This is a genomic window from Argonema antarcticum A004/B2, assembly GCF_023333585.1.
Lineage (GTDB): Bacteria > Cyanobacteriota > Cyanobacteriia > Cyanobacteriales > Aerosakkonemataceae > Argonema > Argonema antarcticum.
In genome coordinates, this window is the sequence record NZ_JAIQZN010000100.1 from 1 (window position 1) to 25,571 (window position 25,571).

23 protein-coding genes are annotated in these 25,571 nt (G+C 41.1%); 14 read left to right on the forward strand and 9 right to left on the reverse strand.

The window, feature by feature from the left end; translation table 11 throughout:
* The 3 genes from LAY57_RS29145 to LAY57_RS29155 form a co-directional block, all read left to right on the forward strand.
* A partial coding sequence (locus LAY57_RS29145) for a hypothetical protein (RefSeq protein ID WP_249070680.1) occupies positions 1–240 on the forward strand: 240 nt, incomplete at its 5' end.
* Between the two features lie 134 nt (positions 241–374).
* Entirely contained in the window at positions 375–548 is a 174-nt protein-coding gene (locus LAY57_RS29150) for a hypothetical protein (RefSeq protein WP_249070681.1), read from the forward strand.
* Positions 548–1,186, forward strand: a complete 639-nt coding sequence (locus LAY57_RS29155) for a siphovirus Gp157 family protein (protein WP_249070682.1) — start codon at positions 548–550, stop codon at positions 1,184–1,186. The genes LAY57_RS29150 and LAY57_RS29155 overlap by 1 nt, the downstream gene beginning before the upstream one ends.
* A 50-nt stretch (positions 1,187–1,236) precedes the next feature.
* Here LAY57_RS29155 and LAY57_RS29160 read toward each other — a convergent pair whose 3' ends face one another.
* Positions 1,237–1,437 carry a hypothetical protein gene (locus LAY57_RS29160; RefSeq protein ID WP_249070683.1) on the reverse strand — a complete coding sequence of 67 codons (201 nt, stop codon included), beginning with the start codon at positions 1,435–1,437 and terminating at the stop codon, positions 1,237–1,239.
* Between the two features lie 177 nt (positions 1,438–1,614).
* Between LAY57_RS29160 and LAY57_RS29165 the strand changes: the two genes are divergently transcribed.
* The 11 genes from LAY57_RS29165 (at position 1,615) to LAY57_RS29215 (ending at position 18,134) form a co-directional block, all read left to right on the forward strand.
* Positions 1,615–3,669 carry a hypothetical protein gene (locus tag LAY57_RS29165; protein WP_249070684.1) on the forward strand — a complete coding sequence of 685 codons (2,055 nt, stop codon included), beginning with the start codon at positions 1,615–1,617 and terminating at the stop codon, positions 3,667–3,669.
* Positions 3,670–3,915: 246 nt separating this feature from the next.
* A complete protein-coding gene (locus LAY57_RS29170) occupies positions 3,916–6,354 on the forward strand; it encodes a sacsin N-terminal ATP-binding-like domain-containing protein (protein ID WP_249070685.1) in 2,439 nt (812 codons plus the stop codon).
* The gene (locus LAY57_RS29175; protein WP_249070686.1) at positions 6,351–8,108 is read left to right on the forward strand and encodes a hypothetical protein; all 1,758 of its coding nucleotides are present in this window, start codon (positions 6,351–6,353) and stop codon (positions 8,106–8,108) included. The genes LAY57_RS29170 and LAY57_RS29175 overlap by 4 nt, the downstream gene beginning before the upstream one ends.
* A gap of 70 nt (positions 8,109–8,178) precedes the next feature.
* On the forward strand, positions 8,179–9,576 hold the full coding sequence (locus LAY57_RS29180; protein WP_249070687.1) for a putative type IV secretion/conjugal transfer ATPase: 1,398 nt from the start codon (positions 8,179–8,181) through the stop codon (positions 9,574–9,576).
* A 48-nt stretch (positions 9,577–9,624) separates the two neighbouring features.
* Positions 9,625–10,491: a hypothetical protein gene (locus LAY57_RS29185; RefSeq protein ID WP_249070688.1), complete on the forward strand. Its 867-nt coding sequence runs from the start codon at positions 9,625–9,627 to the stop codon at positions 10,489–10,491.
* 91 nt (positions 10,492–10,582) lie between these two features.
* Entirely contained in the window at positions 10,583–11,668 is a 1,086-nt protein-coding gene (locus LAY57_RS29190; protein ID WP_249070689.1) for a hypothetical protein, read from the forward strand.
* Positions 11,669–11,719: 51 nt separating this feature from the next.
* A complete protein-coding gene (locus LAY57_RS29195; RefSeq protein ID WP_249070690.1) occupies positions 11,720–12,433 on the forward strand; it encodes a hypothetical protein in 714 nt (237 codons plus the stop codon).
* A 9-nt stretch (positions 12,434–12,442) separates the two neighbouring features.
* On the forward strand, positions 12,443–14,446 hold the full coding sequence (locus LAY57_RS29200; RefSeq protein ID WP_249070691.1) for a hypothetical protein: 2,004 nt from the start codon (positions 12,443–12,445) through the stop codon (positions 14,444–14,446).
* 5 nt (positions 14,447–14,451) lie between these two features.
* Entirely contained in the window at positions 14,452–15,216 is a 765-nt protein-coding gene (locus LAY57_RS29205) for a hypothetical protein (RefSeq protein WP_249070692.1), read from the forward strand.
* Positions 15,217–15,288: 72 nt separating this feature from the next.
* Positions 15,289–15,642 carry a hypothetical protein gene (locus LAY57_RS29210; RefSeq protein ID WP_249070693.1) on the forward strand — a complete coding sequence of 118 codons (354 nt, stop codon included), beginning with the start codon at positions 15,289–15,291 and terminating at the stop codon, positions 15,640–15,642.
* Between the two features lie 95 nt (positions 15,643–15,737).
* The gene (locus tag LAY57_RS29215; RefSeq protein WP_249070694.1) at positions 15,738–18,134 is read left to right on the forward strand and encodes a response regulator; all 2,397 of its coding nucleotides are present in this window, start codon (positions 15,738–15,740) and stop codon (positions 18,132–18,134) included.
* Between the two features lie 232 nt (positions 18,135–18,366).
* Here LAY57_RS29215 and LAY57_RS29220 read toward each other — a convergent pair whose 3' ends face one another.
* From LAY57_RS29220 to LAY57_RS29255, 8 genes are all read right to left on the reverse strand, one after another.
* Positions 18,367–19,026 (reverse strand): hypothetical protein, encoded by a 660-nt coding sequence (locus LAY57_RS29220; RefSeq protein ID WP_249070695.1) that lies wholly within the window; start codon positions 19,024–19,026, stop codon positions 18,367–18,369.
* Between the two features lie 119 nt (positions 19,027–19,145).
* A complete protein-coding gene (locus LAY57_RS29225; protein ID WP_249070696.1) occupies positions 19,146–19,826 on the reverse strand; it encodes a DUF4276 family protein in 681 nt (226 codons plus the stop codon).
* A gap of 3 nt (positions 19,827–19,829) precedes the next feature.
* Positions 19,830–21,179 carry an AAA family ATPase gene (locus LAY57_RS29230; protein ID WP_249070697.1) on the reverse strand — a complete coding sequence of 450 codons (1,350 nt, stop codon included), beginning with the start codon at positions 21,177–21,179 and terminating at the stop codon, positions 19,830–19,832.
* 157 nt (positions 21,180–21,336) lie between these two features.
* A complete protein-coding gene (locus LAY57_RS29235; RefSeq protein ID WP_249070698.1) occupies positions 21,337–22,269 on the reverse strand; it encodes a ParB/RepB/Spo0J family partition protein in 933 nt (310 codons plus the stop codon).
* A complete protein-coding gene (locus LAY57_RS29240) occupies positions 22,266–23,024 on the reverse strand; it encodes a ParA family protein (protein ID WP_249070699.1) in 759 nt (252 codons plus the stop codon). The genes LAY57_RS29235 and LAY57_RS29240 overlap by 4 nt, the downstream gene beginning before the upstream one ends.
* A gap of 358 nt (positions 23,025–23,382) precedes the next feature.
* Positions 23,383–23,508 carry a hypothetical protein gene (locus LAY57_RS29245; protein ID WP_420839150.1) on the reverse strand — a complete coding sequence of 42 codons (126 nt, stop codon included), beginning with the start codon at positions 23,506–23,508 and terminating at the stop codon, positions 23,383–23,385.
* Between the two features lie 132 nt (positions 23,509–23,640).
* Positions 23,641–24,132 carry a GUN4 domain-containing protein gene (locus LAY57_RS29250; RefSeq protein ID WP_249070701.1) on the reverse strand — a complete coding sequence of 164 codons (492 nt, stop codon included), beginning with the start codon at positions 24,130–24,132 and terminating at the stop codon, positions 23,641–23,643.
* A gap of 276 nt (positions 24,133–24,408) precedes the next feature.
* On the reverse strand, positions 24,409–25,476 hold the full coding sequence (locus tag LAY57_RS29255) for a DUF3387 domain-containing protein (RefSeq protein ID WP_249070702.1): 1,068 nt from the start codon (positions 25,474–25,476) through the stop codon (positions 24,409–24,411).
* Positions 25,477–25,571 lie beyond the last annotated feature (95 nt).

The following is a 25,571-nucleotide window of genomic DNA, read 5'->3' on the forward strand; positions in this document are numbered from 1 at the left end:
GCTGGATTTTTACTAGAAATATTTTACCAGAATTTTGGCTTTCTGAAAAGCACGGTCTATGACCGTGCAAAGTATATCCACGACCACCCCCAAGAAACAGCCAGTAATGGAAGTGCGATCGCACCACCCAACCACAATAGCCAAATCAAACCAAACCATTGGACGGATGGCACTATCGGTAAGTTCGGTAACTGTGGTTTTGTAACGGATGAAGTACTATTACAAACAACTGTTATCTGATTGTCTGTAGACAAGTTTAAAGGATATTTACGGCAGAAATTTGTTACCGCTTCTGGATAAAACACCATCGGATAATTCATTTTCTTTTTTTTGGTAGCGCTATCGCGCTTTGTTGTAAAAACCAGTTGAAAGAAATGCCAAAACTTACTCGGAAAAAGCCTCGATACCGAAAGAGCGATCGAGCCATTAACGAACCTTCTACGGTCAAACCAATTACTATTGAAACTGATGAGGAAACTGCAACAATCTTAGCTCAAATCGAAGCCGAACGCGATTACTATCACACTTGTACTAACAGTAAATGCTGATGAACTTACTCACTCAATCTTTAGCACATACATCAATTATTGCATCTCAACTTTGGCATCAATTAGAAATTGCCGAAACAACTGAAGAAATCGATCGCTTATTGCAATCAATTTGGCACAATCAAGAAAAACAAGAAGTTGCTATCGATGCTCATGCCGAACTTGCCAACCAAATTGATGCTGAAATAACAGCAATTAAAGCGAGAATGCAATTTTTAGTCGAATTGCATCAAAGTGCGATCGATAAACTGGAAGGTTGGCGAGAGCGATTAGACCAAACTGTTGTTTATTTTAACCAGATTGGAGCCATTACAGCCGAAATTGTTGGTAAACAGCATCGAATTACTGTCAAAGAAAACCCACCGACTTGTGAAGTATCTATCGACCCTTCTCAATTACCAGACCAATATCGCCGTATCGAAACTAAAACCGTAATTTCGGCTAACAAAAAGGCAATTACTGATGCTTGGAAACAAGGAATACCAGTAGAAGGTACAAAAGTTTATCGCAGGCGTAAGGTAATTTATAGCTTGCTACCAAGCAATTTACCTCAATACCAAGCTAGCACAACAGTCAATGTTGAACTATTAGAAAATCAGTCACAACCTACCAAAAAGCGACGTAAAAAAGCTGATTGAGCAAATTAGGGGAGTAAAGGTATTATCCTTATTCCCCTGTTTGTGGATGGCTAGAGATTAATCCAATAGTCAGGGTTATCCACTTGTTCTGGGGTAACATCAAACAGTTTTGACAATTGATGTTTCCTTTGTCTAAGAATGGTAAATTCTTCATCTTCAGTCAACTCAGCAATTAAATTAACCTCTACATCCAAATCAAACAGAAATTTTGTCTCCGTTTCCATCACATTGAGAATTTGAACTATTTTCACTAAGTTCCCCCCCGTTTCATGTTCTGAATAGCTAACTTTGCTTTATGTTAGCACATTACTTGATTTGCTTTTAAAGCCCCTCCAATTGGAGGGGATAAAAATCATGCAAGAGCAGGTTTTATTTGCTTAACCTTAATTGTCACGCTCAAAAAAGTTGTGGTTCACTCATTTTAGATTATGAAAAAACCAGCGTTTCCTACTCCAACTCATCACTCTACTGAATTAGCTAAAGGAGAAGGTTTGAAAATCCCTGTATTTGATATGTCGCTGACCGATGGTAAAACGAAAGGTCGCTATCAAGCTGAAGCGGAAGTATTGAGAAACTCAATGCTTGAACTGCTATTTGAACCATCTGAATTGAAATCGCTTGTGATTGTTAAACCCGACCCCGATGATAACAGTCACGACCCTCTCAAAAATATTGACTTCGGCGATGATATTCCCAGAAGGGCTACTTTCAGTTCTGGCAAAAATGTGTACTTTGCTGACAAAGAACTTTCAGCTAAACTATTAAGTATCTTTGCCACTCAACCCGACCATGCTTGTCGTTACGGTTCACTTTTAGTCAGCAGTTGTACTCAAGGAGCGCAATTTTTAGATAGTTCAGAAGATAATCAAACATTGAAAGTAAAAATTGTTGATTCCCAAAGCGATAACCCCAAGGAAAAAGCGCTAGCTAAAAAGTGGCAGACTGGCGACTGTCATGGCAAAATTTCACCCGCTTTAGCTGAACAATTAGGAGCAATTCACAACCGACCCTTCCAATTTCGTATGGCATGGTTAAAAGAGTGGTCGCGGTCAGATTGCCAAACTCCAGAGATTAGCTTTTTAGCGAAAGGAACTTTGCTACCTAATGCTCAATTAACCGATAATGCTGGCTACGATATCATTCTAGACCGTTCTTCCATCAAAGGAGTTAATAAAAAACAACTAGCTGACTTAATTCCTTGTGGTGTTTACGAATTTCCTCAAGCTGTATTGGGAAATCGCGGGAATGCCAAAACAACTGAGTATGAAAATTCTTGGCAGTTTTCGATTTGGTACTCGGAAGATGCAATTCAAGCTGACATCGTTCCCGCTACCAAAGCTGAAGCTCAAAAACTCGCATCTTTGCAGAATAACCGCATACAACTTGCCAAATACCTAGTCGAACAGCATGACAAGAAAGCAGCTTTCAGACAAACAGGAGATGACACGGAAACTCAACTGAATGATTTAGGTGATGAGCAAACTAAACGCCACGAATCTCGCCTCATCTCTATTCTTAGAAATGATAAATTGGGACAGCTACTTGACTTTCCCAAAGTTGTTGACTTCATGCAGGAACAACTTGCCAAGAAATGGAAAGATTTAGCTATCAAAGGAGCAATTCATCATGGTTCGGCAATGGCGCAACCTTGTGAAGATTTGTTACCTGGAACGATTGTTGCACCTCATTTACGACATGGAACGGAAGTAATCGTTACTCGCTACCCAATTGTTAGTAAAGACAACATTCGTCGCTACACAGTTAACAACAAACAAAAACCCGAACTCATGCAGTACAAAGGCTGCGTTTTCATTCGCCCCGACCAAGCTATGCAGCATCACCAATGCGATTTTGATGGCGACCAATTGGTAATTACTCCAGCTTCCAGGCTACCCCACATTGCCAAAGAAACCCTACACGCTAACGAAGAAAATGAATACGAAGCTATCGAAAAACGCTCGAAAATTGACTACACTCAAGCTACCGACGAAGATGGCAATCGTAAGTATACCAAATTGAGACAGATTGCCTCCGCGATCGCTAAAAACAAAATCGGCTGGGTAGCCACTTTGATTGGACGAGTACAATGTTCTGTACCGGAAGTAGGACAACCAGAAGGTTTATTCAATCAACGCAAACAGAAATTGCTGGGTCAGTTATTCGATGCACTCCAAATTGAAGTCGATAGCCCCAAAAGTGCTACTAGGCTAGAAGACCACCACCCCACTCTACTAGAAACAGCTTCCAAGTGGTCTCAACAACATCCTTGCTATCTGTTCGATTTCAAAGACGACCTCAGACTTTACAAAAGCGTACCGCTACCTACAGAAGATGGTACAGCAATAAGCGCGATCGCCAAAGTTGCTGTCAATCCAGCTTGGGAACCGACTCGTCTCAAAAGTCGCCATCGTGATGAATTTCGTTACCTTTTCAGCCCACCATCAGATTTAGACGAACGAGAAACTTGGGATTTTCTACTTTAAGTTATTGTTGATTTTGTTGTAATTATTAAAGTTATTATTTGATTTATTAAGATTCTTATATAATTGTAAATAGCTACACTTGTTTACATTAAACCACGTATGATTAACTCTGAAACTATACGGCTATATTTCACAACAAACCAGAAATGACTTCTCCGAAAGACATTATCAAGAATATTAGAGAGCTATGGAATCGGGTTAAACACCGATTCCAAGGCTAGTACAGCTTTAAAAAACTTACAGGGAATGCTTAGTGGAGCTTTGGAACAACTTTCAGTAAACCTGTACAGAGAAAAAATTCATTTTGCTCTGGAGCTTATTCAAAATGCAGATGATAATGAATACGACATTGGAGTTAACCCTTCACTCAAATTTATACTTTATTCAGATAAGCTAATTATTCAAAATAATGAAAACGGATTCTCGGAAAAGAATGTAAGAGCTATTTGTAATGTGAATAATTCAACTAAAAGTAAAGCTGAGGGCTATATTGGTGAAAAAGGAATAGGATTTAAGTCGGTGTTTCTAGTTAGCGATGAACCACATATTTTTTCTAACGGCTATCATTTTAAGTTTAAGCGTGAAGACCGAGAAGACTTACTTGGCTTTGTAGTACCTTATTGGATTGAAGAATTACCATATTCGATCGATCGCAAACAAACTAATATTGTCCTCCCACTACGCGGTAGTCGTAGTGAAAATGAGAAATTAATACAAAATATTAATAATATTGAAGCAAGCCTAGTTTTGTTCCTTAAAAAGCTAAAAACAATTGAGATAGTTCAAGATGGCAACTTCGTTTCCCAAAAAATAACTCGGCGGGATGAGGGAAAAAGAACTATAATTGACCATAAAAAAGATAGCGTACAGAAAACCGAATATTATTTCTGCTTTGAAGAAAATTTTAGCGTTCAAAATGTAATAGAAGAAAAAAGACAAGGTATTAACTCAAGCAAAGTAATTCTTGCCTTTCCAACAAAGTCAGATGGTTCTGCCAATTATGATACCAAGCCTCATACTTTTGCATATCTTCCTATACGTCAATATGGTTTTAAATTCGTAGTTCAAGGAGACTTTATTTTATCTTCATCCAGAGAAGATATCCTTAAAGATCGCAGTTGGAATGTTCTTATTAGAGATAAAATTGCTGAAACTTTTTTGAAAGCAGTAACAGAATTTAAAAAAGATGACAAACTTAAGCTAACCTACTATAACTACATTCCTCTTGAGTCTGAAATTAATGATTCATTTTTTACTCCTGTAGTTAAGCAAATCCACGAAGCTTTAAAACAAACAGATAGTGTTTTGTCAGAATCCGGTAATTGGTTAAAACCTTCAAACCTTTTTATTGCTGGTAGTGAAATTAGAAAGCTAATTTCTAATCAGGAGATTAAAAGTTTTTTTAGTAATAAAGAGTATATTTCTGCTAACGTAAAAGCAAAAATAGAAATCCTGGAAAAATGTTTAGGGGTTCATAGGTTTAGTTTGCAAGAAATTTTTGAATTCTTACAAAATACAGAATGGGTAAAAAGTAAACCTGATGAGTGGTTTATCAAATTGTATTTCTATTTAATTAACAATGAATTATGGAATAGAGAAATACTGTTAAAAAGCTGGAAAATAATTCCTCTTGAAAACAACGTTTTATCATCTATTTTCGAAGGAGCTATATTTTTATACCTTTCTATTGATAAAACGTATGAATTTGAAAGTGAAATTCGAGTTGTTAGAAAATCGCTTATTATTGCCAGTAAAGAAATAAAGAAAGAAGAATTTCTAGTAAATTTTCTAATTAGACTTGGCGTAGTAATTCCTTCTCCTCATACAATCATTTTTGAACACATTATCAGTAGGGTTAATGCTTTAAATAGTGAGAAGTGCTTAATTAATTATAAAAGTTTTCCTTCTTACATACGTTACATCAAAGATTACATAGAAAGTTTAGATAGTATACCTAAAAATTTACTTGATATCTTGGCAGAGAAATTATGGCTCAAACAGCACCCCAATAGTAATTATTATTCAAGACCTCCATCCCTTTATATCCCTAAAATATATGGTAATACTAACGACTTAGATTTATTGTTTCAAGGTATAGAAACTGTACAGTTCGTATCTGATGACTACATTGCAGACGCAGAAAAAATAACATCCCCAGAAAAAATAATAGAATATATCTCTAAATGGAGAGAATTCTTCAAAAAGTTAGGAGTAAATGAAGGATTAAAGATATCCGAGCAAGAAATTGAACATTTTAATACTATTATCGCAACTAAAAATATTGAAAGGATAACTAAGCTATTGCTTCTCATCAATCAGCAGTGGCAGCAAGTAAAGGAAAAGTTAAGTAAGCCCTTATCAGGTAATATTCAGCATACAAAATTGTGTGATAAGTTAACTAACTCAGAATGGATTCCTGTAACACCTAACTTTTTAAACAAAAGCCTTGTTAAGCCATCAGATGCTTTTGTTGATAAACCAGAAATCCGAAATATATTGGGCAATAATGCACCCTATGTTATCGTAGATCTTCAAAACCAAGATTTGATTAAAACCTTGGGTATTAATTCTGAAGTAACTATTGAAGCTGTTGTGAATTTGGGGTTAAAGAACTTAGTTAAACAAGATTGTCTTGATAAAACTACTTTTGTAAAAATGTACACATATTTGAGCCAAAACCTATGAGTAAAACTAATGAAAATTTTATTAAAGATGCTTTTACTCAATTCAAGTTAATTTATATTCCAGAAACTTATAAGCGATATTTTAAGCTTGAAGAAGTTGTTTGGAAAGATGTTAGTGATGTCTTTGGTGATAGTAAAGGATATCTGGAGAAACACTATCCAGAACTTGAGTCATTCTTTATCAACCAACTTGGCATAAGTGAAAAGCCTCCCTGTAAAGATTATGCTGAGGTTTTGATAGAGTTATCACAGCAAAACGAAAGAATCGATGAAGCTAACATCAAAAAGGTTATTAAGATATATGAGGAGTTAGAATGGTATTTACATTCTGATAACCACACTTCTCCGTTATCAGAATCATGGTGGCTTGATTTTATCAAACAGTCTATACTATGGACTGATAAAAATAAATTCATGCCGAATAATGGAAGTGTTTTCGTCAATGATAATCCTGAATATTACGCATTATTTAGAAATTCCTCTGAGATTTATTTTTTAGAAAACGCTGGCAATTTATCTTCTAAAATTGAAACCTTAATTTCTAGCTTAAAACTTCCTTACTTAACGGAATATGTACAAGTAGAATTGGTTAACCCTTTAACCAAGGCAGTTCACCAAGACTTGACTAAACGATTTAAGTTATTCTCTGTTTATGTACTTCGTTATCTTTATAAATTTGAGCCTAAAGCTTATCATAAACTAAAACGCCAGAAAGTTGTCAAAAAAATTAATGCTCTAGAAATATATACCGTTGAGCAATTATTGGTAACGTATAGCCTTAATAGTATAAAAACTGAGCCAAAACCGCGAAAAGCAATATTTTGTAACGATGATGGTAACTTATATGTGCAAAATGATTGTTTAGCAGATACAGATTACATAGCAGTAGAGCTATCTAAGTTTTTTAAATCTCAACAACTGAAAAGTCCTCAAGGTTTAAAAACCTTTCTCATTTCTTTATTTGATAAGAGGGCTTCGGACAAGATAGAAAAATTGATGGAGGTCATGGGTATAGGAGAATTACCAGATGATGAAAAACAAGCTATTGGATGGGAGGAATTAAAAATACTCCAAGAGGTTGAAATAGTTGAAAATGAAGAACTATTAACTGAAAATTCAGAGCGGAATGTAAAGCATTCTGCTGCTCAAGATGCCGATCACCCAGGAAACGTAGACTGGGCTGATGTAGGAAGAAAGTGGGCAAAAAGATTTTATAAGGATTTTTTAGGCTATAAGCAGATTATAAAATCCGATCCCGGATACGACTGTTTATATAAAAAGAATAACGAAATAGAAATCCCAGTTGGAGTTAACACTAGAGACATAAGGAGCGATACAATTCAATTAAGAATTGAAAAGTGGTCTTACTTAAGGCACATTTCTAATAACTACGAACTACTTATAGTCATACACAAAGGAAACAGAAATCAGCCTAATGATTCCGTACAGTATCTTATACAAATATGCACGCAAGTAACAACATTAAATCTCGTATTTGATACTTTAAATATACAACCTCAAACACCTTTACCTTATGACAAAGTTGAAGTAATTATGGCTTTGCAAAAAGCGAAAAAATCTTTAGACCGTAATGATATTATCCTTAATTGGAAAAGATTGATATTAGCAGCAGATAGGAATGCAAATATTAACAATGCGATAAAAATATACGAACCTTTATCAGATATAGAATTTAGAGAAATATCGGATAAGGAATTAAAAAGCCTAGCCTCTTCTTTGTTCGCAACTATATAAGGAAAAATTTTCTTCTATTTTCCTAAATTACCAAAAATAAGTAAGAACGGGTGTTTTACCTTTAACTGCGGTGAGAGATATCGATCCAATTGGTGTCGAATTTATTACTAAAGGTGGTAAACCTGTCTGCGTTGACCTCATGCACGAACAAACTAGCCGCGCTGTTATCACCGGGGAAAGCGGTAGCGGTAAATCAGTTTTGGGATGGCGATTTGCTCTTGATGCTTTAGCTGCCAATATTCCAGTTGTGGGTATGGATATTTCTAGCGTTTCTGGTAGCACGTTTGAAACTGCTCTAGCACTTTTAGGCGATGATGGCGCGTACTACGACATTACCAAAGGTAGCTCTAATTTACTCGAAATCCCCGACCTGCGACGCTTTGATAAACAAGAGCGCTCCCGGCGGTTAGACCAGTGGAAAGAGTTTATCAGAAAGTCCCTGACTATTATCAGCATGGGTAAAGTAAATGACCCCAAGTTAGCTCAGCGGGTAGATGCTATCCTGTTGCTGACTTTGAAAAAGTTTCTTGAAGACCCAGAAATAATCGAACGCTACAATGCTGCCTTTGAAAAAGGTTGGAAATCAAGCGAATGGCAAGAAATACCAACCCTGAAAGATTTACTTAAATTCTGCACTAAGGAACAATTAAATTTACAAAACTTTACCGAGATCGATCGCATTGCCATCAATCAGATTATTACTCAATGTAATGCCTTACTTGCTTCACCTTTAGGAAAAGCGATCGCTAGACCTTCTACATTTTCCCCCGCACCTGCAATTAAGTTTTTTGCTCTCAGCGGTTTGAGCAACGAACAAGACCAATATTTAATGGCAATGAATGCCCATGCTGCTTGTATTCGCAATGCTCTTTCCCACCCGAAAAGTTTATTTATTGGAGACGAACTTTCGATTTTGTTCAAAAAAGATGGCTTTGCTGAAGTAGTAGGCGAACTTTGTGCGGTCGGACGAAAAAATGGCATTTCAGTGCTGCTGCTTTCTCAAGATATCGATAGCATCTGCGATTGCAGCGCGGGAACGATGATTCTGCAAAACATGGTTTACCGCATTACCGGGAGATTAACATCTAATGCCGTTAATTCTTGGGTTAAACGTTTGGGATACCCATCAGAAATCATCGCTCAAAATGCTACCGAAGCGTTTCTTCCAAAAGCCACTGAACTCTGCTCAAATTGGCTAATTGAAAAAGGTGGTCGTTTTTGGCAAACACAGTTTTATCCAGGGGAAATGGTGTTAGCGAGCGTGGCAAATAACCAAACCGAGTTGATGGCTCGCGCTAGAGTGATGGCTCAATATCCCGATACCCTAAAAGGGCGATTGTTAGCACTCAAACAGTTTACTTTTGAATACGTACAAGCCATTAAGGAAGGCCGCTCTCTCGCCAATATTGGCAACGATTCTTTTACCGATATTCAACACAAACAACATCCCATTCGTATGGCTAGTTAATAGTTAGTTATTTTGATTGTGTCAAATAATTTCAAAGCAGACTAAACAATGAGTACCCAAACAATTTTGATGAAATTTGCCCTCACCATTCCAATAATGGTATTGACATTAATGTTAAGTTCAGGTGAAGCACAAGCTCAAAGTTCTGATAAGTCCAACACCATAACTACGGTTTCTAATTCTAGTTTGAATAACGTCAATCCTTCTAGCTTTACGGTTCCTACTTCTCAAACGCAACAAATCGAACAACAAATTCAAAAAGATTCTCAGGAGTTTTTAGGTCAAGTTAAGAATCCAATTGATAAAGTATCGGGTGCGATCGCCAAAATCACGACGCAACTCGACCAAATGCTGCAATCCTTTGTAGGTTCCCTCAAAATTCCCGACTTACAAGAAGTTGTAGCTAAAATAATGAATGGTAACTTCACCGATAATGAAGGTACTAAACTATCTGCAACTTTAGAAAATAAACCTCAAGGTTCTTATAGCATTCAATCAGATTTAGCTAACCTTGCCCAACAGCAAACAGCAACTTCAACCGCTTCAGACGCCACTCTCAGTAAAGCTGCTCAGGATAGGCAAGCTCAAATGGCACAAATGGTTGACCAAAATGTTACTAAAAATATTCAACTGGGTGAAGAATCACAAAACCAAGATGTGACGCAACACATCATGCGTAACATTTCTCAACAAACCGCACTAACGGCACAAAACCAAGGCGTGATTATACTTCAGAACCAACAAGCGCAGATCGATCGCGCCCTCGCTAATACTTTAAGCGCCCAACAAGCTAAAGAACTCAGCGAACTAAATATAACTCAGCGAAGACAAGATGCGGCTGCTGGTACTGCTTCTTCCACGCAAGCTGGACTTTTTCAAATGCCGGGTGGCATTACGTTAGGAGAAAAAGAATAAGTTAGGAGAAAAATCAATGGGAACTTAGTTAGCCGTCAGTTGCTATTAGTTATTGAACTTGACTGTTGACTAACCAGCAAGGAGTCAGAAAATGTTTGCACTATTTATTGCCCAGACAAGTACAGCAGGACAAGCTTTAGATACCCTTTCTAATGCCATAGAAGTTTCCCAAAAAACAGTCGAATCTTGGAATTTACTATGGTTTAACACTTTCAATACCCAAGAATCTGCTTTGTGGATTGCCTTAGTCAAACTGGGATTAATTTTGGCAGGTATGTCAGTCATCTACTTAGCTGTTACTAGCGGTAAGGAAATCATCGAAAAACAATCTTGGTCTGAGCTAATTGCCATGCTGATTTGGCCGATTGTTATTCTATTTTTCTTGAGTAACAACGGCAAAGTTTTAGCTGAAAGTGTTAAGTTTTTTCATGGGATTGGAGGAGCGCAAGTCCAACAAATATTGGAAATACAATTGGGGGAAATGACATTTAGAAGCGCTCTCACCGATGTCAATCTTACCAGTGCTGCCAAAGAAGAGATTGAAAAACTTTACAGCGAATGTCAAGGTAAAGTAGGCGAAGCTTTAGTTGAGTGTTGGAACGATAAAAAAGAAGCAGCCCAAGCTATTCTCAATGAAGCCGAACAAAAAAATGGTAGTCCCCTCAAAAGTTTGCAGCGATTTGTTGAAAATCTAGCCAATGTTACTAATGTCGCCGATATCGCTAGTGGTGATTTTGCCGGACAAGTTTTTCGCTCTACTGTCTTGCCAATTATTCGTTTAATTTTAAGAGCAGTTCAGTGGGCATTTGTGAATATCTTAGAAGCTGCATTGTTGTTAACAGCATTGTTCTCTCCTGTGGCGATGGGTTTATCTTTACTACCATTACAAGGAAAACCTATTTGGGCTTGGTTAGTTGGATTCATGTCTTTGTTTGGAATTCAGCTTGGCTACAACATTGTGGTGGGATTGGTAGCTGTAGTCATCGTCAATTCCGATGCCGAACTCGTCACCGATATTGCTTTCCTATTCTTTTTAGCTGTATTTGCTCCCGTTCTAGCTGTTTCGATCGCTAGAGGCGGTGGTACTGCTTTGTACAATGCGATCGCTAATAATACCAAACAGCTTACCGATATTTTTAGCAATGCGATCGGTGTATTTGCTGGCAAGCTGATTTAGAACACTTAATTGCTTTAACAACTGCTATTACTTTACTTCTGGGTGAAGCTTATGACTTTTAAATCATCACCATCTCAACCCTTACTACCGGAATCAAAAAACACTTTAGCTTTGTGCTTCGTGTTGCTAACAGCTATGGTTAGCATTTTGACTGCTGCTGTTGTATTCAATACATTGAGCCTCAAAACATTGTCTCAAAAGAAAGTAACATTCGTGCAACTCAAAGATGGAACGACAGCTTCAGTTATGGAAGCAGATGGTTTATACAGAGAACCAAAAACCATCAAAACTTTTGTTTCTTCTTGGGTTAATCTCACCTGGGGGTGGGATGGTAAGATTCCCGGTACAAATGACCCCGATCCAGGGATAAAAATCAAAAAATCTGAAAGAGTTCCCACCAGTGCATGGATGGCTTCTTTGATGATGGAGTCGGAATTTGGAGAAGCTTCTTTGGTGGAACTAGCCAAATTAATACCGAACGGAGTTTTTGAAGGTAAAACTCGTTCTACAGCTTACGTTTCTTATCTTTCCGAACCAAGAGAAATCAAAAAAGGTGTTTGGGAAATTGATGTAATTGCCACCCGCGTCGTCCTCGAACAAGGTGTTGGTGAAAGCCGACAACCATTTAATCGCACTATCACCGTCAAAGCAGCTGAAGTTCCCATTTCTCCTTTAGGCGAAAATGCCAACCTGGTTGAAAAAACGGTGAATTCCTTGCGTTCAGGCGGACTAGAAATTACCAAAATTGTTGAATTTAAACCGTAAAAGAGGTAGATGATGAATCAACAGACTAATCCAACAAATCCTAATTCAATCAATTCTTCAACTACAGATATTGAGAATAGCAAGCCAATTGATGCTCAGCAAAGTAACAGCCATCCAACCCAGCCATCGAAAGTTGAATATTCTGCTAATTCAGCCCCTTCCTCTTCAGGAGATGATATCGACTTCAACGAATTTGCTGGTTTCAATCCCCATGTTCCACTAACACTTGAAGCTCAATACCAACTCGCTCAAGATGAAGAGAAACCCTTACCTCCTCCTGTTTCTGAAAGAGGTATTCCTCGAATGGTAGCGATGCTCTTGTTAACTGGGGGAGTGATATTACTGGGGCTGGTAATTTGGGAGTTTGTTAAACCCAGATCGGCTATCAAACCGATCGCTCAAACCACACCCAAGGAAACAAAAGAATCTCCCATTAAAGATGAAAAGCCAGAACTGCTAGCTAGGTTAGCTTATGTTGACCAACAAAAACTGGTAGCACAAAACCCAAAGACTGAGAAACAACCCCAAACAGAACCGGAAGCCAAACCAACTCCTCCCCCGGTTGTGGAACGATCGACCCCGCGCCAAGCAGCCGCCAAGAGTCCGACACCCCCTCCCAGAACCATTGTCCGAACCGTCACCGTTCCTGCACCACCTCCGCCGCCCAAAACTATTGTCCGAACCGTTACTGTTCCAGGGCCACCTCCACCGCCCAAGGTTATTGTTCGGACTGTCACTGTTCCTGCGCCTACCCCCAAACCCGTACCTGTATCTACCCCCGAACCTACCCCCAAACCGATAGCAACTCCAGCGCCTACTACCGAAAAAGTTGACCCTTTCAAACGCTGGAACCAGCTGGCGCAGTTGGGTCAAACTAGGGGAAAGGTTGAGAGCGACTCTTCTGTTGGACTCCAAAACGCTTCCGTACCGACTGGCGTAGACACTCCTTCTGAAGCACCATCACTCTCTGAAATTCAGGTATTCTCAAAACCAACTACTGGTAGAGAACAAGCTTCGGGCAGCATACTTGCAAGCAATACAGGGATTCCCATTACCGTTGACGATCGCCTGCCATCAGACACAGTTATACGATCGCGTCTTGGCGACTCACAAGCAGAACCAAGTGCAGCACAAGTGACTCCACAGCCCTCAATAAATAGACTGGGACATATCGCAGAAGCATCTGCCTTTTCTGGCTCTTTACCAACTTCTAGCGATCGCGCTTCCGAATTTTTGACAGTTGCGATCGGCAATTCACCACAAAACAAACAACCCGCACGCACCAATCTCTCACCGGGCGCTCAAGGGATTCTCACTCGCACGCCTCAATCTCCAAAACCAACGGAAACGGCACAGGTTGCACTTGGAACTACAGTTTCTGGGACAGTATCAGTTCCCCTGCTGTGGGATGAAGATAGCCAGGAGCAGCTTTATAACCGATTTGCCATTACCTTAACTGAAGACATTCTAGCCACAGACGGCTCAGCAGTATTAAAAGCTGGAACGGTCATCATTGCTAAAGCCAATCGTGTCGGTAAAGAAAACCGGATGGTACAAGCGAGTGCGATCGCGATTGTTTATACCGATGAATCGGGACAAGTCAAACAGCAAGAAATTCCTAATGGTGCAATGGAGATCGCAGGTGAAAATGGAGAACCGTTGATTGCCAAAGGTTATCTCGATCCTGGTGATGATATTGCCAAGCAAGATCTTCTGATTGCTCTGCTGTCTGGAGCGGGACGAGTCGGAGAAGTTTTAACCCAGCCTAGAGTGAGAAGTCGCAGCAGTGTTAGCAGCGGTGGGTTTTCTTCTGACACCATTACTGTAGAAAGCCGAAACCCCCAACTTTGGTCTGCCGTCCTCGATGGCTTTTTTACGCCGCTAGCCAGACGACTTGAAAAACGCTCCGATAAAGCGGTCGAAGAACTTCTAAATCGCCCCAATATTGCCATGCTTCCGAAAGGAACTAAGGTTTCGCTCGTTCTCAATAGTTTTCTCAACGTTAATCCATAAAAGCCATGAAGACTTGCACGAAATTCCCCCATCTCCAAATTCTTGGTTGGTCTTTACTGACAGCAGCGATCGCTGCTGGCACCTACCCGATAACCACCTTAGCCCAATCATCAAGCGGTTATCGAATAGTAAATCGCGATGTTGCTGCTAATGGCGCGATCGATGTCAAAGTGTATCCAGGGCGAGCAAGTGCGATCGATTTCAGCCAAACTGATGAGGTGGTTAGCTATGTGATGATTGCCGACCCTTCTCGTCTCGTGTTCGGTACAGATACAGAATTATCAGACGGTGGCGCTAAAACTGTATTTTTGCGATCGATTCTACCATTGCGATTCCCTGGTGCTACTACTGCCAAAATCACCAGCCTTTCCATAAAAACACTAGACTCCAGAGGTAGACAGCGACTTTACACTTTTAACGTCGTACCAACTAATAATCGGCAAGACCAATTGGGAATTCGGATTGCTACAGTTCAACAATCTGGAAATCCCCCTAGTTTGGACATTAGTACAGGTTGGAGCATTAGAACATCAGAAGTAGAAAGAGGGTTGTCAATTGCGATCCAAAGAAGGTACACGACAGCTAATGACCCTGTTGTTTATCAAGTGCAACAGTTTTTAGACAAACTGAGAAATCAAAACTTATCCCCAATCGATGCTGCCCGAAAGGTAGGATTAGATTTCTCAGTAATTATTGAACTCGTCAAGATTGCCAAAGAAGAACCACCTATTTCCTTGACTCCCATTCCCGTTCAGGCAACCAGAGGGTAAAGAGTGAAGTTAGGTTATCTGTGGAAGGCTAATTTTCTTTTCTAGTAGTTGATAGTTCCATTATCTTTGGATATGCAAATTTTCACAGCTTTCATCAATCTAATAAAAACTGCATTGGAGATGGGGCTATCAACTATTCTTAACAGACTCGTTCGATTCAAACACTTTATTGAAAGATTAAACGAAGGCTACAACGATTTTTTTCAAAGCTATTTAATTTGGCACTGGGTTTTTGTCGGACTGGGAATTTTACTACTTTTACAGGCATCCTTTACTGGCAACATCCGGGGGATGATTGCTAATACAGTCATTACTGCTTTTGTTTGCCCCGTAGCACCGTTTAACAAAATTCCTGGATTGGTGCGATATCTAACAATCGGAGTATTGACAATCGAACAGCTATTGGAATCTATCCAGCTTAAGTGACATCTAACAAATATTTATCACTTCAGGCTGAACCGTAAGTTATCAGGGCTGAGTTATCAACGAAAAAAGACAGACGAAGTGGTTGTTTGAGACTGATGAAACATCTGACAAATAAGCTTAAAAAGAATTCGCCGCCTTTACCGCTGCGCTTACTCTTAACAGTTCCCTTTGCCCTTCTGATTACTGCATCCGTTGGGCTAACTGGGTGGATATCTTTTATTACCAGCAAGCAGACAATGAACGACTTGGTGGCACAGTTACTTCAACAAGCAACTAAACGCATCTCAGAACCCTTAGACTACTTCGATAGTTTGCCTAATGCCAACCAGATGGCTCAAGAGAGCGGACAGTCTGTTTTGAAAGACTTACAAATCAGCCCTAATAGTCAAATTTTTATTCTCAATCGTTCCGCAAAAATCATTGCTTACTCTACTCCTACTACGAAAGATCTTCCCGATTATCTAGTTGCACAAAAATTAATTCACCAGCAAAATATCATTAAATATTCAGTCCAATTTTTGATAAAGCACTTCGATAATTTATATGCGATTGAAAAGAGCGAGACGCTCAATTTTACTGCTAATGGCGATAAATATTTACTCCAAGTTAAACCTTTTTCCGAATCAGGTTTTGAGAACAAGCACGGTATAGATTGGTTAATTGTTGCTGTCGTTCCTGAAACTGATTTCATGAACCAGGTGAACGCCAACACTCGCATCACGTTCGTGCTTTGTTTGCTAGCGCTGATTCTCTCTATTGCATTGCTATTATTTATTTCTTTAAGAATCGAACTCAAACTACGGCGATTAATTGAGGCTACGCAAGCAATTGCTCGAGGGAACCTGAACCAAGAGGTGTTAGGAAGTAATGTAGCCGAACTGGAATATCTGGCTCTTGCTTTCAACCAGATGAGCCGACAATTGCAACAATATCGTTCTCAATCCGAGTACTACTCTAGTATCTTGGAACGGAGAGTCGAATCTAAAACTCGGCAATTAAAACAGAAAAACCGGGAACTCAAACTGGCAAAAAAGGCAGCTGAAGCGGCTAATCATGCTAAAACTACGTTCCTCGCTAATATGAGTCACGAATTGAGAACACCGCTTAATGTAATTCTTGGCTTTACTCAACAGATGACTCGTCACGAGCTAACGACTCCCTCTCAGCAGTCAAGGCTGGATGTTATCAATCGAAGTGGCTCACATCTGTTGAAACTTATCAATAATATTTTGTCCCTGTCTAAAATCGAAGCGGGTCAGATGACGCTCGATGAAACCGTTTTTGACTTCTATGCTTTACTCGATGACATTGAACAGATGTTATTGCCCAAAGCTAACTTAAAAGGTTTGCAATTAATTTTCCAACGCTATGAAAAAGTCCCGCAATATATACGCACTGACGAAAGCAAACTGCGCCAAGTTTTAATCAATCTTTTAGAAAATGCGATTAAATTTACTTCCTCCGGCAGTGTCACACTTCAAGTACAAGTAACTGACCGTTTACGTCTATCTCCTGACGAGCAATCGTCAAAAGCTAAAGCTCTACTTTTTTGTATTAGCGATACGGGTTCCGGTATTGCACGAGAGGAATTCGGGTCTTTATTTAAACCATTCGTGCAAACTGAAACTGGCAGGCGCAGTCAAACCGGAACTGGATTGGGGCTGCCCATTAGTCGTCAATTTATTAAACTGATGAGTGGCGATATCCGAGTGAAAAGCCGATTAGGTAAAGGCACCGCTTTCCGGTTTTATATTCGAGTTGGTTTGGCTGAAGTTCGTGAAGTTGAAAATAATCTATCACCTCCAAGAGTTATTGGTTTAGCACCTAATCAACAAAAGTATCGCATCTTGGTTGTTGACGACCAATGGGAAAATCGTTTGCTTTTAAGTGAGTGCTGTAAGGAAGTGGGTTTTCAAGTTTGGCAAGCATCTAACGGCGAGGAAGCTATTGAGTTGTGGCAGCAACACAAACCGCACCTGATTTGGATGGATATTCGGATGCCTATTATGGATGGCTATCAAGCTACTCAATTCATCAGAAAACAGCCTCATGGTGAAGAGACGGTGATTATTGCTTTGACGGCTAGCGCCTTTGATATCGAGAGGGAAAAAGCTTTCAAGGTTGGTTGCAATGACTTTGTGGCTAAACCGTTCCGAGAAACGGTAATTTTTGATAAGATGGCACTTCACTTAGGCGTTCGCTACGTCTACGAAGCGGAATCTTCCAATTTACAAGAGCGGTATCAGTTAGTTCAACAACTCACTCATAAATCGCTTTCTGTACTGCCTAGAAGGTTGCTAACTCAACTTCACCAAGCAGCTACACTTGGGGATGATCAAAAAGTTAAGGAACTGCTCGACCAAATTCCTCAGTTGCAAAATCCGCTCAAAATTGCACTTGCTCAATTGGTTGAAGATTTGCGATTGGATACTATCAGCGATTTGACCAAAGTGTATGTTGAAGCTGAAGGATTGCCATCAAAAGCGAGGTGAAGCTACGATAATTCCTATGGGAACTTACCAAGATTCGAGTTAAGAGAGCCAATTTCTAAGAATCAGATTTTTTCTGATTTTTTCTTAGGATTGAAAACGGTGTCGATAGCTCTGTCAATTAATTCAATCGCTTCCTCGCCTGGGTAACTAGATACGGGGATTCTGCGATTGGCTAATTTTAGTGGGATAGTCCCGTGTTTTTCTTGGTAATACTCGTCAGCAAAACTTTGGATTAGCTGAATTTGGTCGGGTTACTCTTAATTCCTTTTTCCTTTAATCTTTCTGCTATCGTCCAAGCTTTCTTGGATTTTGCATTAGCTTTATTACTAGGTTTGTTACCAGATAAATCACTGTTTGAACTGTTAGAATTGCTGGTTTCGTTTTCGGCGGGTGATAAACCATTCTTTTGTTCAACAGTATCGACTGAATTATTTGCTTGTTGAAAATATTCCTCTAAAATCGAGATAACCGAACGATACCACTTTAATTGTGGCCCTTGCCATTTATTAGTCTTGGAAGAAGCAAGCAAACTGATACCATATTGGGAACCAGCTTCCGTGATTACCCAAATTCGCTTTTCGTCATTTTTTTCCTGGTATCCCAGCTTTGCTAATGCAGTGTTTACTTGCTCTGCCTTGATTTTAACGGTTAAGTTCTCTGTTAGTATTGCTGCTAGTTCTGTAACGCTCATCCCCTCTTCTGGTAACGAGTGAGTTGTACCAATTAGAGATTTGGCTAATTCTGCCACCTCTTTAAGTTCGGGGTGCATAGCAGCTAAAGCATTGAACTTGAACTGAGCAATTGCGGCATTACTCAGTCCGGCATTTTCTAGCCAGCTAGATAGTTGGTCAATAGTTTGGACGGCAGTAGCAACAATTTCGGGAGAAGGCATGGAGCAAGATTCAAGAGCTTTTCATCAGATTAAGTCTATTCTGTTACAACAGTCCAGGTATCTGTATAGAAAACTTATCCAGGCTTTTTGTGCGCCATGGCGCACAAAGTCACTCATCTTTAAGCGTCATCTCGTCTGACATAACCAAGCTCCACTAACGCCGTCAATAATTCCAGTTCAAACCGCTGATAAGCCGGGACTTCTCGCAACCGTTCCAATCTCACCCGCTCGCCAATAGCATCAAAAAAATCTGCCACCTTTCTTTTCCCTCGCCGCTTGTCACCCACAACATTTCTATAAGCTTGTGACAAAACCACTTTCGGGTCGAAAATGCCTTCCACTTCACGAGATCTTATCGGTATCCCCAAAGCCAAATCATCTAAAATTGTCCCAAATGCTCCCCGCAAAGCATCTCCATCCGCCAAAGCCCAAGCCTCCATTTCCCTCACTGGTACAACACCCACCGTCCGTTCCTGCTCTCTGGTTAGTTCTGCTGCGATACGTTCTTTGGCTGGCAAAACTCTCTCATTATAAGCAGCATCAGGATTTCCCGCTCCATCTGTATGAATGAACAAAATGTTGAAAGCGCCCTCTGCCTCCCGCGCCGCTGCCAAAATTTGTGTCGCCAAGTCAGCATCGCGATAATCATCAGGTGTAAACAGTCCCAGCACCTCTCCTACCTCAATACTAGAGCGAGCTAACAGCAAACATAACTCTTCTGTAGCACGACGCAAAACAGGAGGTAAAAATCGATAGTCAGTTGGCCCTTCGGCAAACAAAGCCAGCCCCAAATAGCGCATTTGTTAGCTCTCCCGGTCAACACTACTTAGGTACCGTTCCACCTCAAAGCGACTGACGTATTCTTGCTTCCCGTTAGAAGTAGCCACAGGTCGAATTCGGGTTTTTCGACTTACAGAACCTACTTCCGGGTTGACAACGCTAACTAAATCAGCAAACATCGCCTCTCCTTCCTCCAAACAAGAGAGAACCACTGGCGAGTGACTGTTAAGCAATATCTGAAAAAACGGTTCCCCTTCATCCACATCCAAAGAAGTTGCAGCAGTTACCCCCTCCCGCAACCTTTGAATTAGTGTCATCAACCGAGAAGGGTGAACTCCATTTTCCGGTTCCTCAAAACAAACCAACCCGCGATGCTCTGGGTCGTGCAAGATTGTCAGTAGAGCTAAAACGCGCAACGTACCGTCGGAAACAACACGAGAACTAAAAGGCGGTTGATGAGCGTAACCAATCTCAATCCGATACTCGCGGTCTTTCTCATCTTCCTCTACAATTACATCCACTACACCGGGAATCAGAGAAGCTAAATCAGCAGCAATATCTGCAATAACTCCCTTTGGCTGACTCAGAGTTGCTGTTTGAGCTTGAATTCTGGCCAGCACTGTAGCTAAATTTGCTCCATCTGGTTCCAGTTCGAGAGCAGCAGTAGTAGCACTCGGTTGTCGTAACTGTCTGGGGTCGAGTTGAAGAAAACGCATCGCTCGCATTTCTTCTCTAATGGCAAACAAATGGGGAAATTCTGCACTGGTAATAGAAGAAAGAACAGTCGCTTCTGCATTTGTGGCTGAGTGAGTGCGACCTGCCTGATTATCTGGCAGAATTTGAAAACGGCGTACCCCTTCTGCTTCTACTGTTGTTAACCAAGGTGTGGAGCGAGAATACTTGAAAAATGCCTCTCTAAATTGAGATGAAGGTTCTTGTCCTAATGGTCGCCATCGGTCATTTTCGGGCTGAATAGGTAAAGCCGCTTCTTTAGCTACAATAAGTCGCTCCAACCCCCGTTCATCTTGCCGTAATTCAATCTCAACTTCGTAACGCACCCTTGAATGAGAAATTTCCACTGCATCACCCCAAGGGTCGCTAATTTCTTTTGCCAGAAGTAACTCAACGGCGAAAGACATTTTTGTACCTCTTGTACCATCAGCTTGTCGCCTAAATAGCTCAACGGCTTCACCCCGCAGATTTCTTACTGCGTCGCGTAGGTTATTTCCTCCTATCTGGGAAAGAAATCGCAGTGCATCGAAGAGGTTGGATTTACCCGCAGCATTTGGCCCTAATATCACCCCGAAAGGAGATAAAGAAAGCGTAAAGTTATCGAAGGTTTTGAAACCGTTAATCTCTATTCGGGTTAACATTTTTTACCCATCTAGCTAGAACGTAAGAAATGAACTTTACTAATTCAAAATCAGCTTTATATTCCCTTGAGTGTACTACCAGAGAAATTGCGATCGCATCTATCAATATAGCCTTGAGATCGAATGAAGTTAATTGACAAACAGGAGATACCTTTAGTCATTGCTCATCTGCTAAAAGTGCTTCCATCTGGCTAAGCAGTTTTTCCAAAGCTTTTTGCTTTTTCGGATTGTCCCAAAACTTAGCTACGAGTAACTGACGCGATACTTCTTTCATTCTATTTTTTAAGGGATTTTGCGTTGGTTCTGATTTAGCTGGACGAATAGCTTTAATACGTTCTTTTATTTGGCTGAGCGACCAATTCTCCTCAATTGCTTCCGACAAGAATTCTTCTCGCTTCTGTGTGTCTTTAATTCGAGCGATCGCGCAAGCCTTCGTATATTCGATGCGTCCTTCCCGCAAAACTTCAATAATATCTTCTGGCAGATTCAACAAAGGTAGCCGACTGCTGACGAAAGATTCCCAACTCATCAGCCCCAAGGAGTTAAACAATTCCTCAACTTCCTGCCCTTGGGAATTACCCAAAACGTTTTGGGTAACTTTTCCTTTCAGTTCGTTTTGCATTCGATACAGTAGGGCACGAGCTTCTTCCAGAGTTACTTGCAGCCTGAAAGCTAATAATTGCAGGATGCCTTCTGTTTCTTCAACCGGATTTAAATCTTCCCGTTGCAAGTTCTCCGTTAAAGATAACACGAGAGCTTGTTCGTTGCTCAGTTCCCTCACTACTACTGGGACGCTGGTAATTCCAACTATTTGAGCGGCTCGATAGCGGCGTTCTCCAGCTACTAGCTCGTAGGTTCCCCCATTCATCGGTCGTACTAGCAATGGTTCTAGGATACCGTGTTCTTTGATGGAACCTGCCAGTTGTTGCAACTTTTCCGGATCGAAATATCGCCTGGGTTGCTTTGACGGTAACTGGATGGCAGAAATTTCAATCAGTTGTGCAGCTGCCTCTACTTCTGGTTCTCCTAGTAGTGCCGCGACACCTCTAAGTTTACTGGTATAGGGTTGGTCTTTTTTGCTCGAACTCACTTTAGACTCTCTAAACTTTTGGCGATTTTGTTTAATACAGCTACGGCTGGATGTTTGGAGTTAGCTTTAGCTAAAGGCACTCTAGCTTCCGAAGCATCTGGAAAAGCGATCGTGCGAGGGATGGGATCGTAAACCTTGGCTAAGGGAGACAACTGCTCGGTTATCGCTTTAAAAGTTCGGCTTTCTTGAGCTGTACGACCATCGTACATGGTTGGAATGAAACCTGCGATCGCTAGATTGCGATTAGCTGCTTTCCTCAGTCCTGCAATTGTCCTTAATAATAGATCCGTACCCTGAAACGCTTTAAATTGAGTTTGGATCGGCACTAAAACGTGAGTAGCTGCTACCAAACTTACGATACTCAATATACCCAAACTGGGAGGACAGTCAATCAGGATAAAATCATAGTTGGGCAGTAGGGGAGCTAAAGCATTTTTCAAGCGCATCTCTCGCATCATACTTGCTACCAATTCTAGTTCGGCAGCGCTTAAATTAATATTGGATGGAGCTATGTCTAAACCGTGAATTTTTCCCTGAATTGGTAATGGTTGTTCTCCCACCACCGCATCGTAAACGGTGGTTTCTAGTTCCACCGGGTCAAGTCCCATAAAGGTGGTGAGCGAAGCTTGCGGGTCCATGTCAACTAAAAGCACGCGGTTGGGATGACGTAGAGCTAAATGGTAGCCCAAGTTCATGGTGAGAGTAGTTTTCGAGACACCGCCGCTTTGATTGAATAACGCTATGATGCGCGACATAGGAAAAAATGTTGAAGTGATTGTGGCGTTTACCGGATTGAAAAACTTTGACTTTGGTAACTGTTCGGATATAGCTAATTCTATTAGTCACCGTGTGCGAGTGCAATGTTTACTTTTTGACTCGGTGGGTTGTAGGCTACCGATTATAAGCTCTCGATACCGGAAGAAAAACGGACAGCGATCGCACTCTAATATTTTGGACTATGATGGTAAATGGCGAAATATTAATCACTGTTTTTTCAAAACTTGCTGTATCCATTCATTTAATTCGTAATGGCCCAGATAGCAGCATGGGGAATTCAAAAGAGCTAACAAACCCGTGCAAAGGCTATCCCCTACAAGTTCGGCTTCATAAGATTTAGGTAACACATCTTCCCTCCACATCAGACTGTTTGTAACGTCGATGCCCTCCAGGTGTTCCGATCGCCTGGTTGCGATCGGCTGAATCCCACTCCCGTAGTGTCTTGATCGTTACGCCTAGCAGATTGGCGACGCGAGGATATGTCTAGCAGCTTTTCTGAAGGTGGCATCTATGCCCTAACCGACTTTCGTCGGTTGCTATATTAGTAGCTTGATAAGAATGCAATAGTTTTGGGGATCTTAAAAATTATTTATCCTAAAGATTGGACGCCGCAGATTTTTGGGCAATATATGAACCAGACCATACCCCAAATGCTCCCAGCCATCCACCCAATCTACCTAACCAAGGGAGGTGTCCAGCAGGGGCATTCAGGCTAAAAGTAAGATCTTCGTAGGGAAGCCAGTTTCTCATCACTCTCCAGCCTACTCGATCGCCTAGCTTAGCTTCAGTGTAATAATTTACCTGGCCACCAACTTCGAGCCAGATTTCTTTTTGAATACTGAAACCAAAATGACCGTTACTGTATTTTACCCACAGTCGATCGATAGTACGCAAATCCGTACATGAAAAATTTTGAATTGAATTGCTATTGAAATTTCTTTGTTGCTCTCGATCGACTGCTTTTAGCATCAGTCGCCTCGTTTCCTCATCAGCCTTTCTCCACTTAAGTGCAGCTAGTAAATCTCGCAAGTAGGTGTAGTCGATTCCTACATCGCTAGCCAGAGAAATGGGATGTTGATTTGTCATTGTAGCACCACAAACTTTAATAGATTAAAGCTATAGCAACCGACGAAAGTCGGTTAGGGCAACTCCAACTCTTACCTCTGGTTCATAATCCTTTACTTCGTCAAGCTTTTCCCTCTTCCCTCAACGCTCGCCCCTAGCAAGAAAGCCCCTAGTTCCTAGCTATAACGCACAGCCGACTTATCGCTCGATATTCCTCTAATTTACTTGTTTCAATCGTGAACGCATTCGTCAAGCCTTGGCTTGAGAACCTAAGTTAATGAGCGATCGCTTTCTCTATCAACGATTTGTCTCTACTTCAAACTCGGTGAAGACCTTTGCCTGCTCTAGCACCAGTTCGATCGCGAGTGCCTGCATATCGGGCGGATAGCCATATTGCCGTAGGAGGCGTTTAACCATCACCTTCATTCTGGCTCGGACGCTCTCTTTGAGATTCCAGTCGATCGAGGCATTTTGACGCACCCGTGCCACCAAGATGATCGCCAACTCTCGCAGTTGGTCTTGTCCCATCACCTCTCGCGCACTTTGATTTTGAGCCAGGGCATCGTAAAAGGCGAGTTCATAGGGTTCTAGCTTCAACTCCTCACCCCGTTGTTTGGCGGCTTGGACATCCTTGGAGATATTGATGAGTTCGTGGATCGCATCCGTAACGCTAATCACCTGGTTTTGGTAGCGGCGGAGAGAATCTTCCAGCATTTCCGTAAGCTGGCGACTCTGGACAATATTAGTGCGGCGTTGGGCTTTGATTTCATCGCGCAACAGTTTTTTGAGCAATTCCACTGCTAGGTTTTGATGCTCCATGCCTTCGACTTCTTCTAGGAATTCGTCGGAGATGATCGAGAAATCAGGGCTTTTGATGCCTGCTTCGTCAAAAATGTTGATGACGGTATCGGAGACGAGGGCGAGATCGACGACTTGCCGGATGGCGGTTTCGATGTCGGCATTGCTAAGGCTGCCGTCAGTGGGTTCGAGTTTGCGGAGACTGGCTTGGATGGCTTGAAAGAAGGAGATTTTTTCGGACTGGGCGATCGCTTCTGGATGGTGAGCGGTGAGGGCATAGATTTTGGAGAGGGCAGTTACAGCATCGAGGAAACGGTCTTTAATTTGCGGGTCAGCAACATAGTTCGCCGCCGCTTTGAGAATGTTGAGTTTGTTCCCAGTGCTGGCGGTGAAGTAGGGCTGATAGTTGAACCCCGCCATGATGTCTTCAACGACTTCCAGCTTGGTCAGCAATAGCCCGATCGCTACCTGTTGATCGAGGGTGAGGTCGCCTTTGCCGCCGCTTTGGGAGTAAAAGTTCAGGGCTTCTTTGAGTTCATGGGCGACACCCAAATAATCGACAATCAAGCCGCCTTGTTTCTCGAAATATACTTTGCACGGTCATAGACCGTGCTTTTCAGAAAGCCAAAATTCTGGTAAAATATTTCTAGTAAAAATCCAGC

Bases quoted from the DNA above. Each gene is read 5' to 3' on its own strand.
- LAY57_RS29230 (WP_249070697.1), bottom strand. From the start codon at position 21,179: ATGTTAACCCGAATAGAGATTAACGGTTTCAAAACCTTCGATAACTTT.
- LAY57_RS29165 (WP_249070684.1), top strand. From the start codon at position 1,615: ATGAAAAAACCAGCGTTTCCTACTCCAACTCATCACTCTACTGAATTA.
- LAY57_RS29250 (WP_249070701.1), bottom strand. From the start codon at position 24,132: ATGACAAATCAACATCCCATTTCTCTGGCTAGCGATGTAGGAATCGAC.
- LAY57_RS29215 (WP_249070694.1), top strand. From the start codon at position 15,738: ATGAAACATCTGACAAATAAGCTTAAAAAGAATTCGCCGCCTTTACCG.
- LAY57_RS29190 (WP_249070689.1), top strand. From the start codon at position 10,583: ATGTTTGCACTATTTATTGCCCAGACAAGTACAGCAGGACAAGCTTTA.
- LAY57_RS29220 (WP_249070695.1), bottom strand. From the start codon at position 19,026: ATGCCTTCTCCCGAAATTGTTGCTACTGCCGTCCAAACTATTGACCAA.
- LAY57_RS29175 (WP_249070686.1), top strand. From the start codon at position 6,351: ATGAGTAAAACTAATGAAAATTTTATTAAAGATGCTTTTACTCAATTC.
- LAY57_RS29150 (WP_249070681.1), top strand. From the start codon at position 375: ATGCCAAAACTTACTCGGAAAAAGCCTCGATACCGAAAGAGCGATCGA.
- LAY57_RS29170 (WP_249070685.1), top strand. From the start codon at position 3,916: ATGCTTAGTGGAGCTTTGGAACAACTTTCAGTAAACCTGTACAGAGAA.
- LAY57_RS29195 (WP_249070690.1), top strand. From the start codon at position 11,720: ATGACTTTTAAATCATCACCATCTCAACCCTTACTACCGGAATCAAAA.
- LAY57_RS29205 (WP_249070692.1), top strand. From the start codon at position 14,452: ATGAAGACTTGCACGAAATTCCCCCATCTCCAAATTCTTGGTTGGTCT.
- LAY57_RS29240 (WP_249070699.1), bottom strand. From the start codon at position 23,024: ATGTCGCGCATCATAGCGTTATTCAATCAAAGCGGCGGTGTCTCGAAA.
- LAY57_RS29225 (WP_249070696.1), bottom strand. From the start codon at position 19,826: ATGCGCTATTTGGGGCTGGCTTTGTTTGCCGAAGGGCCAACTGACTAT.
- LAY57_RS29210 (WP_249070693.1), top strand. From the start codon at position 15,289: ATGCAAATTTTCACAGCTTTCATCAATCTAATAAAAACTGCATTGGAG.
- LAY57_RS29200 (WP_249070691.1), top strand. From the start codon at position 12,443: ATGATGAATCAACAGACTAATCCAACAAATCCTAATTCAATCAATTCT.
- LAY57_RS29185 (WP_249070688.1), top strand. From the start codon at position 9,625: ATGAGTACCCAAACAATTTTGATGAAATTTGCCCTCACCATTCCAATA.
- LAY57_RS29155 (WP_249070682.1), top strand. From the start codon at position 548: ATGAACTTACTCACTCAATCTTTAGCACATACATCAATTATTGCATCT.